This is a genomic window from Pseudomonas sp. Y24-6 (assembly GCF_020295325.1).
Classification (GTDB): Bacteria; Pseudomonadota; Gammaproteobacteria; order Pseudomonadales; family Pseudomonadaceae; genus Aquipseudomonas; species Aquipseudomonas gregormendelii.
The window spans coordinates 65,354-82,943 of the sequence record NZ_JACBXG010000007.1 but is presented as its reverse complement, the minus strand read 5'-3'; the positions used below and the strand labels follow the sequence as shown (position 1 = coordinate 82,943).

Sequence of the window (17,590 nt, the reverse complement as noted above, 5' to 3'; positions counted from 1 at the left end):
GAGAAAGGGAAGGGCGTGCAGGGTGATCAAGGGACAAAGCGCAGGCTGGCTTCGCCCAGGCCACTCATGGACAGACTGATCTGGTCACCGGCGACTACGGGCACCAGCGGCGCCAGGGCACCGGAGAGAATGATCTCGCCGCGGCGGAACGGAATGCCCAGTTCGCCCAGGGTATTGGCCAGCCAGGCCACGGCTGCGCAGGGGTGGCCTTGTACCGCCGAGCCCAGTCCCGAGCCTGCCGGCTGGCCGTTTTTAAGCATTTGCATGTGCACGGCGGCAAGGTCCAGCGAGCGCGGGTCGGTGCGCTGGGCGCCAAGAGCAAACACGCCACAGGAAGCGTTGTCGGCCACGGTGTCCTGGATACGGATCTGCCAGTCATCGATTCTTGAGTCGACAATCTCGAAACACGGCACGACCCATTGACTGGCAGCGAGTACGTCCTCGGCGCTGATGCCGGGGCCTTGTAAATCTTCGCCGAGAATAAAGGCGATCTCGCCCTCGGCCCTCGGCTGGATCAGGTTGTATTGGGCGAGGCTGACTTCGCAGCCATCCTCGACCTGCATGGCATTGGTGAGGAAACCGAAGTCTGGCTGGTGCACGTCCAGCATTTCCTGTACGGCGCGGCTGGTCACCCCGATTTTTTTGCCAATCACCTGCTCGCCAAGTGCCTCGCGACGTTGCAGGAAGTGCAAGGAAATCCGGTAGGCCTGTTCCAGGGTGATCTGAGGGTAGCGCCGGGTCAGGGGCGCCAGGGTCTGACGGCTGCGCAAGGCGTTGAACAATTCGTCGCCCAGCGTGTTGATCAAATGAGCGTCCATGGCAGGGCTCCAGTCATGTGGAAAAAAACCCGCCCCGACGTCATCAGGGGCGGGCCAAAAACAGTTGCTTAGCCGGGCCAGACCGACGAGTCTGCGCCGCCATCGACGTCGATAACCTTGCCAGTCACCCAGGCTGAGGCCGGGCTGGCCAGGTACAGCGCGGCGGCAGCAATATCTTGCGGGGTGCCCAGGCACTTGAGTGGAGTGTTGCTTTCCATGACCTGGCGCATGGCACTCGGCATCACGCCATTGAGCGCTTCAGTGAGGGTAGGGCCGGGTGCGACAGCGTTGACCCGGACCTGCGGTGCGAAGTCCTGGGCCAGCAGGCGGGTCAGATGGCTGAGGGCAGCCTTGGCGGTGCCGTAGGCACTGAAATGGCGCTGTGCATAGCGTGCCGCTACCGAGCTGATATTGATGATGTTGCCGCCGCCTGCCTCGCGCATCAGCGGCACACACAATTGGCAGAAGGCGTAGCTGGTGGCGACGTTGAAGTTCAGCACCTGAGCGAACTGCTCGGGCGACATCGCCAGCGGATCATTCGGACCGCCACCGCCGACATTGTTCACCAGGTGAGTGATACGACCCATTTGCTCCACGCTCTGACGCACCAGCGCATGGCGTTGCTCGGCGTCGTTGACGTCACACGCGACCGCCAGGGCGCGTCGTCCAAGGCCGCGAACTTCTTCGGCCACGGCCTGAACTTCGTCCAGTGACCGCGCCGAGCACACCACATCTGCGCCGGCTTCGGCGTACGCCAGGGCAATCGCCCGACCGATTCCCCGGCCGCTGCCGGTGACGATGGCGACGCTGCCGTGCATCTGGAAACGCTGCAAAATACTCATAGCCCTTGCTCCGTGGGGTCGATGGCTGATGGGTTGACTATCGTCGCAACGACCGCAGCCAGCATCGTCTCAATGGACTATCGAGCAGGGTACATACCCCGTAGGAGCTGCCGCAGGCTGCGATCTTTTGATCCTGTTATTTAGAAGCAGGATCAAAAGATCGCAGCCTGCGGCAGCGCCTACCCAGGAAGAACCCGGCTCTGGCAACCGGCGAAAACCGTACGGCCCCCTAGTCCGCTTTGACGATGAATGATCGTGCACTCGATCCGATGATTGATCACAACTCGCGCAGTGGCGCAGTGAGATCGGGAGAGTTGAGTGATGCACAGCATGCGAGAAAAGACCCAGGACGAACGAGATCTGATTGAGCGTGCGCGCAGCCTTGTGCCCGCCCTCAAGGCGCGCACGGCGCAGGCCGACAAGGACTTGAAAGTACCGGTGGAGACCGTGCTCGAGTTGCAGTCCACCGGACTGCTACGGGCCATGCAGCCACGGGCGTTTGGTGGATATGAAGTGGACCCGCGCACCTTCTTCGAAATCCAGACCATCCTTGCCGAAGGCTGCATGTCCACTGCCTGGATATATGGCGTAATGGGGGTTCACCCATGGCAACTGGCCCGTTACCCGATTGAAACCCAGCGCGAAGTCTGGGCGGATGACCACAATGCATTGATCTGCTCGACCTACATGCCAGCGGCCAGGGTCACGGTGGTCGAGGGCGGTTACCGCATCAGCGGGCGCTGGGGGTTCTCCAGCGGCAGTGAGCACTGCCAATGGGTGTTTCTGGGCGGAATACTGCCGCCCGATGGCGAGCAGGCGGCCGAGCACGGCACCTTCCTGTTGCCACGCAAGGACTACCAGATTGAACGCAATTGGGACGTCATGGGCCTGCGCGGCACCGGTAGCCATGACATCACGGTCGAGGATGTATTCGTCCCCGCCCATCGCGTGCAGCGCACCAATAACTGGACGCTCGATGCAACGCCCGGGCGCCAGGTCAACACCAACCCGATCTACGCGATCCCGTTTGCCCAGGTGTTCTCCCGCGCCGTCTCCACATCGGCCATTGGCGCCCTGCAGGGTGCGATCAACGAGTTCCGTGATAATGCCGCCAAACATATCGGCAAGCACGGTGCCCGTACCGCAGACGATCCTGTGGCGCAAACCGCCATTGCCGAAGCGATGATCACCGTTGACAGCCTGCGCCTGGTGCTGGAACGCAACTACGAGCACCTCATGAGCCTGGCCCGCGCCGGCGAATACCCGGATACCGAAACCCGGCTGCTGTATCGCTACCAGTCGGCCTACGTGACCAATATTTGCGCTGAACGGGCCAACGACCTGCTGCGCAGCATGGCCGCTTCAGGCTTGTACAACACCAACCCGGTGGCGCGACTGTTCCGCGACCTGCACCAGGCACGTGGACACATTGCCAACAATTACATGGCTTACGGGCGCAGTTACGGCGCGGTGATGCTGGGCTTGCCCAATCCGGACCCTTACGTCTGAGGCCGTGGCCGTGGCACCCGTTTTGACTCCCTGGGTCTACACCTGCCCGTGATACTTGGGCAGGTGGTCATGAGTAGCTGATCTATGAACAATTATCTTGCCCTGCGTGTGGCACGAGTGATCGAGGAAACCGCCGATGCGCGCTCCCTGGTTTTCGACGTGCCGGAGCATCTGGGTGAACGCTTCCACTATCAACCCGGCCAGTTCCTGACCTTGCGAGTGCCCTTCGAGGACGGTTGGCTGCCCCGTTGCTACTCATTGTCGAGCACGCCATTGCTGGATGAGCCCTTGCGGGTAACGGTGAAACGTGTGCACGAGGGCCGCGCTTCGAACTGGCTGTGCAGCGAGTTGCAGGCCGGCCAAACCCTGGAGGTACTGCCACCTGCCGGGGTATTTGTGCCGCGTAGCCTCGACGGCGATTTACTGCTGTTCGGCGGCGGCAGTGGCGTGACCCCGGTGCTGTCGATCCTGCGTTCGGCGTTGCTCGCCGGAACCGGCCGGGTCCTGCTGATCTACGCCAACCGCGATGAGTCCTCAGTGATTTTCCGCGATGAACTCCGGCACCTGGCCAGCGCCCACCCGCAACGCTTGCAAATCGTCCACTGGCTCGATTCGGTCCAGGGCATCCCAAGTGTCGGACAGCTGGCCGAACTGGCGCGGCCCTTTATAGATGCGCAGGCGTTCATTTGTGGACCGGGCCCGTTCATGGACGCCGCCGTCAATGCGTTAAAGGACCTGGGCATGCCGGAGCGACGAGTGCATGTCGAGCGGTTCGTGTCGCTGCCCGGCGAAGGCGAGCTGCCACAGGTGGCAAGCATCGAGGCTGCCGTGGCCGCCCAACTCGCCGTGCGCCTGGATGGCGAAGACCACCACTTGGCCTGCGACACCGGCGAGACGTTGCTGGCTGCGATGGAACGCGCCGGTCTCAAGCCTCCCAGCGCCTGCCGCGTCGGTGGCTGCGCTTCATGCATGTGCACGCTGGTAAGCGGCGATGTCGAGCTGCTGCATAACGATGCCCTGGATGCGGGTGATCTGGCCGAAGGCTGGATTCTTGCCTGTCAGGCAGTGCCCACCAGCGCGCAATTGCGTATCCGCTTTCCAGAGTGATGCCCCCAATGATGCCAAGCCCGAGCCCACGATGAATCAGAGCCTGAATCTTGCCGCGCCCCTGAGCGCCGCCCCCGTCAACTTTGCCCAGTTAGTCTTCAGTAGCGCCGAACGTCACGCCGGTCGCACTGCCATTGAGGACAACGGCCACTGCATCGACTACGCCCAACTGCCCGAGCGCGTCATGAGCTTTGCCCGGGGCCTGATGGCTGTGGGTATCCAGCCTGGTGACAGGGTCGGTATCTGGGCCCCGAACAGCGGTGACTGGATCCTCGCCGCGCTGGGCATTCAGTGTGCAGGTGCGGTGCTGGTGCCGATTAACACGCGCATGAAGGGGCTTGAGGCCGCCGATGTGCTGGAACGCAGCGGCTGCAGGCTGTTGTTTGTCCAGCAGCAATTTCTCGATGTGGATTATCCGGCGCTCCTCGCCCCCCATCGACCGGCCAGCCTCCAGCATCTGGTGATACTCGATGGCGATACGCCCGAATCGCCTGCGGACCTGACGCTTCAACAGTTTCTGTGTGGTGCGGTAACCGTCGATGCCGACAGCGCCAGGCAACGTGCATTAGCGGTCGACCCCCAGGCCATGTGCGACCTGTTGTTCACGTCCGGCACCACCGGCAAACCCAAAGGTGTGATGAGCGGGCATGGCCAGAACCTGCGGGCTTTTACCGAATACGTCAAGGTCATCGGCCTGGTGCCGGGTGATCGTTACCTGATCGTAAACCCGTTCTTTCATGCCTTTGGCTATAAAGCCGGCTGGCTGACTTGCCTGATTGGCGGAGCGACCATCCTGCCCCATGCGGTGTTTGACGCCGAACAAGTGTTCCAGCGCATCGCCCGTGAGCGCATCAGCGTCTTGCCCGGCGCGCCGACCCTGTACCTCTCGCTGCTTGCGCATCCGCAGCTCAAGCAGACCGACCTGTCGAGCTTGCGCATCGCGGTGACCGGTTCAGCGAGTATTCCGCCGAGCCTGATAGAACGCATGCGCAACGAGTTGGGGTTTGCCGTGGTGACCACTGCCTACGGCCTGACCGAATGCGGGGGGCTTGCGACTATCTGCGACCCACAAGACTCGGCGCAGGTGATCGCCGGCACCAGCGGACGGCCTATTGCCGGCACTGAGGCAAGTATTCGCGATCCGCATAACCAGGCGCTGGATCCAGGGCAAACCGGTGAGATCTGCCTGCGTGGCTTTCACATCATGCAGGGCTATTTCCAGGACCCCGAAGCGACCCGCGAAGTCATCGACGCCGATGGCTGGCTCCACACCGGCGATGTCGGGCGCCTGGATAAAGCGGGCAACCTGATCATCACCGATCGACTGAAAGACATGTTCATCGTCGGTGGCTTCAACTGCTACCCGGCGGAAATCGAAGCGGCATTGATCCGGCATCCGGCGATTGCCCAGGTGGCGGTGATTGGTATTGCCGATGAGCGCATGGGCGAAGTCGGCTGTGCCTGCGTTGTGCTGCGCGAGGGCGCAGAGCTCGACGAGGCACAACTGATCGCCTGGAGTCGTGAGCAAATGGCCAATTACAAGGTGCCGCGCCAGGTGCGTTTTTTCCGCGCCTTGCCGCTCAATCCGTCGAGCAAGGTTGTGAAGAGCGAACTGCGCGCGATGGTGGTCAATGGCGTGCAGGCGTAACAAACGCTCATCTCACCAAACGGACGATGTGCGCGAAAGTGGTTTTTTTCATGCTGTGGGGACACAAGCCAGAACAACAAAAAAGGAGATGAGCATGTTTACCCGAAACCTTGTTGCGCGCCGTCCGGGGAGAATGATCGATGGACGCTGCCTGTTGGCGACAGCCATCACGGTGGCCAGTGCCACGGCCAGCGCCGCGCCGACCATCGAATTGGGGGAAAACACCACCCTGGATTCGTCGCTGACGGTCAACTACACCGCCTCCATGCGTACCGCCAAGCAGGCCAGTCAATACCTCAATGACCCGAACAACGACGACGGCACGCGAAATTTCAAGCGCGGCTCATTGATCAATAACCGCCTGAGTCTGTTCGGCGAACTGCAACTCAAACATGACAACCTCGGTGCGGTAGTGCGCGGGAGTCAGTTCTATGACGATGTCTACAACCAGAAAAACGCTAACGACTCGGCGCAGACGGTGAACAAGACCGGACACAACGATGGCTTCAGTGACGAAACCCGCCGGCTGAGCGGCAGTACCGCGCGGCTGCTCGATGCCTATGTGTATGGCAACTTCGACGTCGGCGAGACCCAGTATCTGTCGCTCAAGGCCGGGCGGCACCTGGTGGCATGGGGCGAGAGCCTGTTCTGGGCCAACATCAGCCAGGGGCAGGCCCCGGTTGATGCCACCAAATTCAATGTGCCGGGTACCGAGGCCAAGGACTCGTACCTGCCGGTGGGGCAGGTGTCCGGGTCGTGGTCGCTGAACGAAGACCTGGCGCTGGTCGGCTATTACCAGTACGAATGGGAAAAAACCCAGCTCAACCCTGTGGGCGATTATTTCGGCAGCGACACCTTCGGACCCGGTGCCGAGTTCTATCGTCTGGGCGCTGGGGTAGTCGACAGCCTGCCAAACGGCCTGGCGGTCGGTTATGCCGGTGAAAAAGACGCCAGAGACAGCGGCCAATGGGGGGTAGGGGTACGCTACCGAATCACCGAAAACACCGAAGTGGGGCTGTTCCACTACCGCTATCACGAGCGGGTAGGCTCATTATTCTTCGACTTTACGGGTAACACCCAATATTCGTCGCTCAAGGGCATCGGTCATGATTCAAGCGCACCGACCTATCGCCTGGGTTACTTCGAAGACGTAGAACTGACCGGCATCAGCTTCAGCTCCAAGGTCGGCGACTCGGTGCAGTACGCCGGTGACCTGAGCTACCGTGATGGTGCCTCGGTCTACCTCAACAACGGTGCGCCGACTACCGGGCAGATCTGGCAGGGCAACCTCAACGCCTCGTACATCCTCGGCCCAAGCATGCTGGCCCAACAGACCACCGTGATGGGCGAGGTGGTGCATCAACACATCGACGGGGTGGACAGCCTGACCATCACCGGCGGCGGAACTGGCGTTGACGGCACATTTGACCAGTTCGAGTCGCAGACCCAGACCCGTGGCTCGACCCTGCTGGGCGTGGGCGTCTACATGGACTACCCGTCCATCGCCAACGGCCTGGACCTGAGCACCAAGGTGGTATGGACACAGAACCTCGACGGTAGCGCCTACCAGGGCCTGGGGCGCGACGAGAAGCGCCTGACTGTGGGGGGGGACTTCAAGTATCTGGGTAACTTCCAGGTCGGCATGACCTATATCGCCTACTTGAGTTCTCCGGATGTCGCCCAGGGGCGGTTGCTGGCTGACCGGGATTACCTGTCGTTGAACGCCAAATACACCTTCTGAAGATCATCGCTGCGTCGCGACGTGGCGACGCAGCGCTTCGTTTCTAGCCTGATAAAAATAAAGAGGCCTGCCATGAACCCTCCTTCAATCCCATCTGCGTTCAGCCCCGTCAAGATCGGACCGTTGATCCTGAAAAACCGGTTTATCAAGGCCGCCACCAATGAGGGCATGAGCGCCCAGGGTGTGCCTTCCAAACAACTGGTCAAGCTGCACTCGTCCCTCGCCGCTGGCGGAATCGCCCTGACCACCGTGGCTTACTGCGCAGTGAGCACTGATGGCCGCACCTTGCCCAACCAGTTGATCCTCGCTCAATCCAGCGTGCCGCACTTCAAGGCCCTGACCGACGCCGTGCACCAGTCCGGTGGCCTGGCCAGCGCGCAGATCACCCATGGTGGCTGCTTCACCTTTATTCGCGAGCGCTCAACCAAACGTCCGCTTTCAGCCAGCGGAGGCTTCAACAAGATAGGCCTGATGAGTGGCATGTTCCTCAAGCAGGCGATGAACGAAGCCGATATGCAGCAAGTGGTGCACGATTTCGTTCAAGGCGCGCGGCTGGCGCGCCAGGCAGGTTTTGACGCAGTGGAAATCCACATGGGTCATGGCTACTTGTTGAGCCAGTTCATTTCGCCAATGTACAACAAGCGCCGCGACCAGTACGGCGGCAGTCTGGAAAACCGCCTGCGCTTTCCGCGACGGGTGCTGCGCGCGGTGCTCGATGCGGTCGGCCAGGAGATGGCGGTGATCTGCAAATACAGCATCACCGAAGGCGTGCGCGCCGGTAACAGTGCCGAAGACGGAGCCCGGATCGCCCGCATGCTGGAGGATGAAGGCGCGCACTTGCTGGTGCTCAGCGCCGGGATGAACGCGGAATCGATCACCACCATGTTTGGCTCTTCCTTTCCCAAGGAAAACCGCGTGCAGCAGAAAAACAAGATCATCGCCCTGGCCATGGCCATTCAGCGCCGTAAAGAGCCGACGGTAGAGTTCCGCGAACTGTATCTGTTGGAACACGCACGCAAAGTACGCGCGGCGGTCAAGATGCCCCTGGCTTACCTGGGCGGAGCCAAGAGCCTGTCGAGCATTGAACAGGTCATGGCCGAGGGCTTTGACCTGGTCGCCATGGGGCGGGTGTTGCTGGCTGAGCAAGACTACGTCAATAAACTCGCCAGCGGCGTCAGTCGCGATTCGATTTGCACGGCCTGCAACCGCTGCGTGGCAATGATGTACACCCCCGGCGGCACGTCCTGCGTACTGGGCAAGCCCGGCGACGCCGAGTTGAACCGTCAGCCAGCAGCGGGGTAACGGATATACGTCAAGGCCTGGCTCCGGGGGAACGAGGCTTGCCGGAGAAGACAGATTACGCGGTGCAGCACGTACACCGCGCCGCCCGGATCAACCGTGTTGCAGGAAGTCGATGCAGCTGCGGTTGAACAATTCCCGGTGTTCCACCTGGACCCAATGCCCGCAACGGTTGAGCACGATAAACCGGGCATTGGCCGCACCGTCAATGATGCGCTGGGCACCACTGACAGGGTTGAAGTGATCGTTGGTACCCCAGAAGCCCAGGATCGGGCATTGGATCTCACCCAGGCGCGCCTGCATGTTCGGAACCATCATGGTGCTGAACAGGTTTTTGGGCTGGGTCACTGCCACCGCTACGCGCTCCTGTAGCAGGCTTTCCGGCAGAATCGAATCGTCGAACAGCTGCAGGCGCATCATGCTGCGCATCTCTTCCATTCCGATGGGGCCAGCGCTGAACAGGCTGACCATGCGTACGATGCCTTCCATCTTGAAGTACGTCTCGCGTTCTTCGACACCGCCCGGAGCCAGCAGGATCAGGCTCTGTGGCAGTTGCGGCAGGCGCAGGGCCAGGCCAAGGGCGATCGCGCCCCCCAATGAATTACCCAGCAGCGTGCAACGCCGCACGCCGATGCACTCCAGGAACGCGGCCACGCAGTCGACGAAAAAATCGAGGTTGTACTGGACGTCCTCGGGCTTGTCCGATCGGCCGAAACCCGGGAGGTCAAGCACGATGTTGCGATAGCCCGCGGCTGCCAATTGCGGGTAGTTGCCTTTGAAGTTGCTGAAGCCACTGGCGCCCGGCCCGCTGCCGTGCAGCCACAGCACCACGGGGCCTGCGCCCTCATCCAGATAGTGCAGACACAGGCCGTTTGGCAGGTTTGCGTAATGGCCGACGGGCAGGGGCAAGTCTACGGATTGGTTCATGGGGTTCTCCATTGTCTGCGGATTCATGACGCGCAGCCACGCCAGGCACTGCAGCCGATTGAATGCAGCGAGTTGAAGGGGAACGCGAAGACTGACGTGGTGCGCGCAATGCTAATGCTGGGGGCTGACAGCGCTGCACACATCGTCCGTTCAGACCACTCAGGCGCTAGTCCCATCGGACGATGTGTGCCCAGGCGCTTACCGCTAATCATGCAGGGGACGGCTCCATTGCAAGGGCAGCGGGCCGCAGCGTATTTGCACATTCGGAGATTGCTATGAAGTTACTCAACAAAGTGGCGTTCGTGACCGGTGCCGCCCAAGGCATGGGCCAGGCCATCGTGCGTGGTTTTGTCGCCGAAGGCGCCAAGGTGGTGGCTGTCGACCTCAATCAGGCGGCCCTGGCCGAGAGCCTGGCAGATCTGGGTGAGCAGGTACTGGCCCTGGCCTGTAACGTCGGTGACGGTGCGTCTGTGGCGGACGCCATGGGCCAGGCGGAGCAGCACTTTGGCGGCCTCGACATCCTGGTCAACAACGCCGGCGTCGGCGCGCTGGACAGCTTCCTCGATACCCCGGACGAGAGCTGGGCGCGGGTGATCGGGGTCAACCTGGGTGGAACCTTCCTGTGCTGCCGTGAAGGCGCCAGGCTGATGGTCAAGGGTGGCCGCAAGGGCGCAATCATCAACCTCTCCAGCACCGCCGCGCTGACCGGTGATGGCCCAAGCCACTACTGTGCCTCGAAAGCCGGGGTGATGGGCCTGACTCGCTCAATTGCCCGTGAACTGGCAGCCAGTGGCATACGCGTCAACACCCTGGTACCGGGGCCCACCAACACCCCAATGATGGCGGGCATCCCCGATGACTACATGCAGGCGCTGCTGAAAAACGTGCCCCTGGGCCGCATGTGCGAAACCGACGAGATCGCCAGGGTCGCGGTGTTCCTGGCCAGCGAAGACGCCAGCTTCATGACCGGGCAGAACATCGCCGTCAACGGTGGCATGGCCTTTATCTAATCAGGGAGACACTCATGAGCAAGCGTTTACAAGGAAAAATCGCCTTCGTTACCGGCGCCGGTTCCGGCATTGGCGAAGCCACCGCGCTGCGATTCGCCGAAGAGGGCGCCACTGTGGTGTTGTGCGGTCGTCGCATCGAACCGTTGCAAGGTGTGCAGGAGAAAATCCGGGCCCAGGGTGGGCAGGCCGACATCGCCGTGGCCGATGTCAGCGATGAGCAGGCCTACGTCGACGCGCTTCAAGCGACTGCACAACGGCACGGGCGTCTGGACATTCTGGTCAACAACGCCATGGCTTACACGTGGGGTGGTATCGACACAATGACCACCGCAGACTGGCATGCCAACTTTGCGACCACCGTGGACGGCACCTTCTGGGGTACCCGTACCGCGATGCAGTTGATGAAAGAGCAGGGTGGTGGTTCGATCGTCAATATCGCGTCTATCTGCGGCCTGTTCGGCACCGCCTGGATGGCCGGCTACTCCGCGGCCAAGGCGGCGGTCATCAACTTCAGCCGTGCGGCGGCCAGCGAAGGCGCACCGCACAACATTCGCTGCAACGTGATCATCCCGGGCGTGGTCGATACCCCGGCCACAGCCGGTATGCTGGGTGACGCCAAGACCCGTACCAACACTGAAAAAGTGATCCCGATGAAACGGGTCGGCCTGCCGGTGGAGCTGGCCAACGCGATTCTGTTTCTGGCCAGCGACGAGGCTTCGTACGTCACCGGCGCCAGCCTGGCGGTCGACGGCGGGCGCGGTTCGGACCTGTACACGGTGCTCGACTGATGAGCCAGGACTCGAGCGCATTGCTTGCGCGCATCGATCGACTGGAGTCGCTGGACGCGATTCGTCAACTGGCCGGCAAATATGCCCTGGCGCTGGACATGCGTGATATGGACGCCATGGCCAACTGCTTCGCGCCGGACGTGCGCGTGGGGCGCGACAAGAGCGGCCGGGCGCACCTGAAGGTGTGGCTGGACGAAACCATGCGCAAGCAATTTCACGGCACTTCACATCACTTGGGCCAACACATCATTGAGTTCAGCGATGCCGATCACGCCACCGGCGTGGTGTATTCGAAGAACGAACATGAGACCGGTCCCGAGTGGGTCATCATGCAGATGCTGTACTGGGACGACTATGAGCGAATCGACGGGCGCTGGTGCTTCCGTCGCCGCTTGCCATGCTACTGGTATGCGACCGACCTGAACAAACCACCCATCGGCGGTTTGAAAATGCGCTGGCCAGGGCGCGAACCGTACGCCGGCTCCTTCCACGAACTTTTCCCTTCCTGGGATGATTTCTGGAGACAGCGCCCGGACAAGGACGCCTTGCCGCAGATCGCCGAGCCGGCACCTCTGGAAGGCTTTCTCAAAGCGCTGCGTCGCGGGGCCGATGCCCCCAGGATTCGTGTGCGCTGAAGGGCCGATCGTTCCCGAGCAGGGAGCGTTACCAGTGAAATCAGAAGGGGGAGCTTGCTCCCCCTTGCTGTGTCTGCATCTCACGCAAGCATCAATCTTTTCAGGCGCTGTTGTTAATGAGGGCCTCGTGGTTCACGTGGCATGCCCAATGCCCTTTCGGCAATCACGTTGCGCTGAATCTCATTGCTGCCGCCATAGATGGTGTCGGAGCGGGTAAACAGGAACAGCGACTGCAGGCGACTGAGCTGGTAAGGCGCGCCGTCGAGGATTTCCCCGTCATCGCCCAGTACGTCCATCGCCAGTTTGCCCAGGTCGCTGTGCCAGGTGGACCAGGCCAGTTTGTAGATCATCGCTTCGCGACTGAGGCTACCGTCTTGAGGGCCTGAGAGCATGCGCAAAGAGTTGTAGCGCAATACCTTGAGCCCGCTCCAGGCCTGGGCGATGCGCTGGCGCAGCAGCGGGTCGCGTGCGGCGCCGTTGGCGCGGGCGATGCGGATGATCTCATCGAGTTCGTTGTGAAACTGCATCTGCTGACCCAGTGTGGATACGCCGCGCTCAAAACCCAGGAGCGCCATGGCGATCTTCCAGCCATCGCCTGGTTGTCCGATCAGGTTATCGGCACTGGTGATGGCCTGGTCGAAGAACACCTCGTTGAATTCACTCGTGCCGGTCAGTTGCTGGATCGGTTGTACGCGGATGCTGTCCTGGGCCATCGGCACCAACAGGAATGACAAGCCGTGATGCCCTTGGCTGCCGGCCTCGGTGCGCGCCAGCACGAAACACCAATCGGCTTCGTGGGCCAGGGAGGTCCAGACCTTCTGCCCGCTGATCAGCCAGTGTTCACCCGTGGCATCCAGTTTCGCCCGGGTCTGTACGTTGGCAAGGTCCGAACCGGCTCCGGGTTCCGAATAGCCCTGGCACCAGAATTGGCGGCCGTCGAGGATCCCGGGCAGCAAGCGCTTTTGCTGCGCCGGGGTACCGAAGGCGGCGAGTGTCGGGCCGACCAGGCCTTCGCCGATATGCCCCATGCGCCCGGGGCCACCGGCGCGGGCATACTCCTCATGGAAGATCACCTGCTGGCTGATGGAAAGTCCTCGTCCGCCGTGCTCCCTGGCCCAGCCGACGCCGATCCAGGCACCTGCGGCAAGCCGGCGCTCCCAGGCCTTGCGCTCCTCAGGAAAGCTGTGTTCATCCCCCGGACCGCCGCGAAAGCGCAGTGGGGCAAATTCCCCGCTCAGGTGCTCGGCCAGCCACCGGGAAACTTCTTCACGGAACATTTCGTCTGCACGACTGAATCCGATTTTCATGGTTGTTCTCCCAACAGGTGCGTGGCCAGGCGCTCGCGGTGCAACGCCGGGCTGCCTAGCAGGTGCTCGCTGGCGCGGGCTCGTTTGAAATACAGGTGTGGGTCGTATTCCCAGGTGAACCCGACGCCGCCATGCAGCTGGATCGACTCGGCGGCGCAGTTGAAAAACGCCTCGCTGGCATGGATTTTTGCCGTGGCGGCGGCCTGCTCAAGCTCCTGGGCCACGGCGGCATCGCCTTGGGGGGCCAGGCATTCCTGGGCCACGCAGGCGGCATAGTAGGCCGCCGACCGGGCGCACTCGACTTGCAGCATCATGTCGGCACAGCGGTGCTTGATTGCCTGAAAGCTGGCGATAGTGCGCTTGAATTGCCGGCGTTCAGCAATGTAGGCCAGGGTCAGGTCCAGGGCCTGCTGCGCGCCCCCGGTTTGTTCGGCGGCAAGGCCGGCAGTGGCAATCAGCAGGGTGCTACGCAGCACCGTCCAGCCTTGGTCTGGACCGCAAAGTTGTTGTGACTCGCTGACCTGCACCTGATGCAGTTCAATGCGGGCAAGGCGACGGGTCTGGTCCAGGGTTGCCAGGGGGGTACGTACGACGCCAGGCGTGTTGCCAGGCAAGACGAACAGGCTGATGCCTCGTTCGCCCTGAGTGCCGGGGGCGCGAGCGGCGACGATCAGCAGGTCGGCGCAGGCGCCGTCGATGACCTGTGCGTAGTGGCCGTCAAGGGTCCAACCTCCAGGGCGCGTTGCGGCCACGGCTTGCACACTGCCAGGCTCCAGTCCCGGAAGGCTGGCGAAGGCCAGGGTGGCACGTGTTTGACCGGCGGCAATCGCCCCCAGCCAGTGCTCCTTTACGGGTTCGTTGTGCCCCAGCAGCAGTGCCGGGGTGGCCAGGCAGGCAGTGGCGAACAGCGGCGAACCCAGCAGATAGCGACCACTTTGTTCCAGCAGAATCGCCAGCTCTACAAAACCCAGGCCCATGCCGCCAAAGCGCTCCGGCACCATCAGCGCCGGCCAGTACAGTTCCTGGCCGATCCGTTGCCAGACCTCGGGATCATGAGCGTCAGGCCGGCTCATGGCGGCGCGCACGGCATGCGAGTCGCTGGCCTGGGCGAGGAAACGCTCGGCGCTATCGCGAATCATCAGGTGTTCTTCGGTAAAAGCGAACTCCATGGGGCGGTCTCTGCAATGCGAATGGATGCGCGAGTCTGTGGCGTTGAGGGAGGTGTTCGAATCACTAAAACGGACTAGTACTGACCCGCTGCGCATCGTTGTGCCGCGCTCTGCTTAGTCTCAACGGACGATGAAGCCTTGGGCGGCGCTTTGCACAATGCCAACCACGAAAGCCCATTCAGCCAACGAGGACCAAGGCATGATCGACATTCGCGGTTTGAGCTATTTCGTCTCGCAGATCGAAAACCTCAGTCATTGGCAACGTTACGCCGAAGACGTGCTGGGCATGCAAGTGCAGGCGGCCCCAGGTGGTGGCCTGTACGTGAAGATGGACGAGCGTCCGTTTCGTATGCTGATCGTCGAAGGGAGCGAGGCGCGTTATCTGGCTTCCGGATGGGAGTTGGCCAACGAGTCGGCCTTCAAGTCTGCACTCGAGCACCTGAGCGCCGCCGGCATCGAATGGCAGCCGGGCTCTGCGATCGAAGTCGAGCAGCGCGGTGTACAGGCGCTGATCAAGGTCACCGACCCATCGGGTAACTGTCATGAGCTGAGCTGGGGCCATCGCTCCGATTGCCTGCCGTTTGTGTCGCCCCAAGGGGTGCCGCGGTTCATCACCGGTGACATGGGCCTGGGTCATACGGTCCTGCCAGCACCAAACTTCGACGCCACCCTGGCGTTCGCCAAGGATGTGCTGGGTTTTGAGCTCTCGGATATTTTCAATTTTCGTCCCGACCCATCGGTGCCGGCGGTTCGCATTCACTTTCTGCATTGTCAAAACGCCCGCCACCACAGCCTGGCACTTGCCGAGTACCCGGTGCCGTCAGGTTGCGTGCATGTGATGGTCGAGGTCGATTCGATGACCGAGGTCGGCCGGGCGCACGATCGTCTGCACGCCCATGACGTGTCCCTGTCCGCGACTCTCGGCCAGCACCTCAACGATCGCATGACCAGTTTCTACATGAAGACGCCGTCCGGTTTTGATCTGGAGTACGGCTTTGGCGGTTTGCAAGTCGACTGGGCCGAGCATTCGGCGTTCGAGTTCACCCGTGTGAGCATTTGGGGGCACGACTTTTCGGTCGGCCATCAGTAAGGAATGATCCTGATGAACAAACAACTGACAGCGGCCGATGCGGTCGCTCAATTACGCGATGGCATGACCATCGGTTTCGGTGGCTGGGGCCCGCGGCGCAAGCCGATGGCTATCGTGCGCGAGATCCTGCGCTCACCGGTCAAGGATCTCACCGTGGTTGCCTATGGCGGCCCGGAAGTGGGCATGCTATGCGCTGCCGGCAAGGTGAAGAAGCTGGTGTTCGGCTTCGCTACCCTCGACGCCATTCCGCTGGAACCCTACTACCGCAAAGCTCGCGAAGCTGGCGAGCTGGAACTGATGGAGTTGGACGAAGGTATGTTCCAGTGGGGGCTGCGCGCCGCTGGCATGCGCTTGCCATTCCTGCCGACCCGCTGCGGCCTGGCCACCGACGTCACACGCTTGAATTCGCAGCTCAAAACGATCCAGTCGCCTTATGCCGATGGCGAGGTGTTGCTGGCGATGCCGGCGCTCAACCTCGACGTGGCGTTCCTGCACGTCAATGTCGCCGACCGCTTGGGTAACTGCCTGGTGACAGGTCCGGACCCGTATTTCGATCACCTGTTCGCCCGCGCTGCCAGGCAGTGTTTCGTATCGTGCGAACGCTTGGAAGAGCGCCTGGAGCTGAGCGCCGATCAAGCCCGTTTTAACACCTTCGAGCGTTACCTGGTGAGCGGTGTGGTGCATGCACCTCTGGGTGCGCACCCGACGCTGTGCGCCCCTGATTACGGATGGGACCTCAAACACCTCAAGGGTTATGTCGCCAGCAGCCAGGCGGAGAACGGCTGGCGGGACTATGTGCAGACCTACATTGCCGGTGGCGAGCTGGCTTATCAGGCACAGAACGGCGGTGCCGACTCCATGGGCGTCTTGCCCCTTCCCGTGTTCTGAGGATTAGCGACCATGTCTGCAACCTGTGATTTTACCCTCGCTGAACTGATGATCGTCGCGGCCTCCGAGGCCTGGCGCGGTAATGGCGAGGTGATTGCCTCTGGCCTGGGCGTGATTCCGCGCCTGGGCGCGAGCCTGGCCAAACTGACTCACAGCCCCGAGCTGCTGATGACCGACAGCGAGGCGTTTCTGGTAGAAGAACCGATCCCGCTGGGCCCACGAGGTGACTACGTGCCACGGTACTCGGGTTACATGTCGTTCGAGCGGGTTTTCGAATGCGTGTGGGGTGGACGCCGCCACGCGATGATCGGGCCGACCCAGATCGACCGCTGGGGCCAGACCAACCTGTCCTGCGTCGGCGACTATCAAAAGCCCAAGACCGCGATCCTCGGCGTGCGCGGCTTGCCAGGTAACAGCATCAACCACCTGAATTCGTTCTTCGTACCCAGTCATAACACCCGGGTGTTCGTCAGTGGCGAAGTCGACATGGTTTCCGGCGTGGGCTTCAAGGCCGAGCGCTGGCCCGAAGGTGCGCGTCGCGACTTGATGGACATCGACTGCGTAGTCAGCGACTTGTGCGTGTTGGATTTCAATGGACCGCAGCGTGCAGTGCAGGTCCGCTCGCTGCACCCCGGCGTGAGTTTCGATCAGGTCCAGGAGAACACCGGCTTCCCGTTGCTCAAGTCGGCGCAGTTGCACGAAACCGTGCATCCCACCCCTGAGCAGTTGGCCGTGATCCGTCGACTCGACCCCCACGATTACCGCGCTACGGCGATCAAGGGCAATCCGCCCGGCATCCGTACGGCCTGAGG

Annotated in this window: 16 protein-coding genes; 11 read left to right on the top strand and 5 right to left on the bottom strand. The window is 61.9% G+C overall.

Annotated elements, in window-relative coordinates; translation table 11 throughout:
• Positions 1–26: 26 nt before the first annotated feature.
• Entirely contained in the window at positions 27–818 is a 792-nt protein-coding gene (locus tag HYI44_RS15145) for a fumarylacetoacetate hydrolase family protein (RefSeq protein ID WP_201148923.1), read from the bottom strand.
• Positions 819–886: 68 nt separating this feature from the next.
• Complete coding sequence (locus HYI44_RS15140) at positions 887–1,660, bottom strand: glucose 1-dehydrogenase (RefSeq protein ID WP_045058527.1); 774 nt, start codon at positions 1,658–1,660, stop codon at positions 887–889.
• Positions 1,661–1,981: 321 nt separating this feature from the next.
• Between HYI44_RS15140 and HYI44_RS15135 the strand changes: the two genes are divergently transcribed.
• The 5 genes from HYI44_RS15135 to HYI44_RS15115 all read left to right on the top strand — a co-directional run bounded on the left by HYI44_RS15135 (position 1,982) and on the right by HYI44_RS15115 (position 8,967).
• A complete protein-coding gene (locus HYI44_RS15135) occupies positions 1,982–3,169 on the top strand; it encodes an acyl-CoA dehydrogenase family protein (protein WP_225569756.1) in 1,188 nt (395 codons plus the stop codon).
• An 84-nt stretch (positions 3,170–3,253) separates the two neighbouring features.
• Positions 3,254–4,276: a ferredoxin--NADP reductase gene (locus HYI44_RS15130; protein ID WP_045058525.1), complete on the top strand. Its 1,023-nt coding sequence runs from the start codon at positions 3,254–3,256 to the stop codon at positions 4,274–4,276.
• 31 nt (positions 4,277–4,307) lie between these two features.
• Entirely contained in the window at positions 4,308–5,924 is a 1,617-nt protein-coding gene (locus tag HYI44_RS15125) for a FadD3 family acyl-CoA ligase (RefSeq protein WP_225569755.1), read from the top strand.
• A 94-nt stretch (positions 5,925–6,018) separates the two neighbouring features.
• A complete protein-coding gene (locus HYI44_RS15120) occupies positions 6,019–7,665 on the top strand; it encodes a DUF1302 domain-containing protein (RefSeq protein ID WP_225569754.1) in 1,647 nt (548 codons plus the stop codon).
• Between the two features lie 72 nt (positions 7,666–7,737).
• Positions 7,738–8,967: an NADH:flavin oxidoreductase gene (locus HYI44_RS15115; RefSeq protein ID WP_122839835.1), complete on the top strand. Its 1,230-nt coding sequence runs from the start codon at positions 7,738–7,740 to the stop codon at positions 8,965–8,967.
• Between the two features lie 90 nt (positions 8,968–9,057).
• Here the strand turns inward: HYI44_RS15115 and HYI44_RS15110 are convergent, their stop codons facing one another.
• Positions 9,058–9,891, bottom strand: a complete 834-nt coding sequence (locus HYI44_RS15110; RefSeq protein ID WP_122839836.1) for an alpha/beta fold hydrolase — start codon at positions 9,889–9,891, stop codon at positions 9,058–9,060.
• Positions 9,892–10,166: 275 nt separating this feature from the next.
• Between HYI44_RS15110 and HYI44_RS15105 the strand changes: the two genes are divergently transcribed.
• From HYI44_RS15105 to HYI44_RS15095, 3 genes are read left to right on the top strand one after another with little or no spacing between them, the layout of a single operon-like run.
• Entirely contained in the window at positions 10,167–10,901 is a 735-nt protein-coding gene (locus tag HYI44_RS15105; RefSeq protein ID WP_225569753.1) for an SDR family NAD(P)-dependent oxidoreductase, read from the top strand.
• A 14-nt stretch (positions 10,902–10,915) separates the two neighbouring features.
• Positions 10,916–11,689 carry an SDR family NAD(P)-dependent oxidoreductase gene (locus tag HYI44_RS15100; RefSeq protein ID WP_122839837.1) on the top strand — a complete coding sequence of 258 codons (774 nt, stop codon included), beginning with the start codon at positions 10,916–10,918 and terminating at the stop codon, positions 11,687–11,689.
• Positions 11,689–12,324 (top strand): nuclear transport factor 2 family protein, encoded by a 636-nt coding sequence (locus HYI44_RS15095; RefSeq protein ID WP_225569752.1) that lies wholly within the window; start codon positions 11,689–11,691, stop codon positions 12,322–12,324. The genes HYI44_RS15100 and HYI44_RS15095 overlap by 1 nt, the downstream gene beginning before the upstream one ends.
• 113 nt (positions 12,325–12,437) lie before the next feature.
• Here the strand turns inward: HYI44_RS15095 and HYI44_RS15090 are convergent, their stop codons facing one another.
• Together HYI44_RS15090 and HYI44_RS15085 are read right to left on the bottom strand one after the other, a co-directional pair.
• Positions 12,438–13,631 (bottom strand): acyl-CoA dehydrogenase family protein, encoded by a 1,194-nt coding sequence (locus tag HYI44_RS15090; protein ID WP_225569751.1) that lies wholly within the window; start codon positions 13,629–13,631, stop codon positions 12,438–12,440.
• Positions 13,628–14,800 (bottom strand): acyl-CoA dehydrogenase family protein, encoded by a 1,173-nt coding sequence (locus HYI44_RS15085; RefSeq protein ID WP_225569750.1) that lies wholly within the window; start codon positions 14,798–14,800, stop codon positions 13,628–13,630. Before HYI44_RS15085 ends, HYI44_RS15090 begins: the two co-directional genes overlap by 4 nt.
• Before the next feature lie 199 nt (positions 14,801–14,999).
• Here HYI44_RS15085 and HYI44_RS15080 point away from each other — a divergent pair, with 199 nt between their 5' ends.
• Genes HYI44_RS15080 through HYI44_RS15070 form a run of 3 tightly spaced genes read left to right on the top strand, consistent with a single transcriptional unit; the run spans position 15,000 to position 17,588 of the window.
• The gene (locus tag HYI44_RS15080) at positions 15,000–15,890 is read left to right on the top strand and encodes a VOC family protein (RefSeq protein WP_122839841.1); all 891 of its coding nucleotides are present in this window, start codon (positions 15,000–15,002) and stop codon (positions 15,888–15,890) included.
• A 12-nt stretch (positions 15,891–15,902) separates the two neighbouring features.
• Entirely contained in the window at positions 15,903–16,778 is an 876-nt protein-coding gene (locus tag HYI44_RS15075; RefSeq protein ID WP_225569749.1) for a CoA transferase subunit A, read from the top strand.
• Between the two features lie 12 nt (positions 16,779–16,790).
• Positions 16,791–17,588 carry a CoA-transferase subunit beta gene (locus tag HYI44_RS15070; RefSeq protein WP_045058514.1) on the top strand — a complete coding sequence of 266 codons (798 nt, stop codon included), beginning with the start codon at positions 16,791–16,793 and terminating at the stop codon, positions 17,586–17,588.
• The last annotated feature ends 2 nt before the right edge of the window (positions 17,589–17,590 follow it).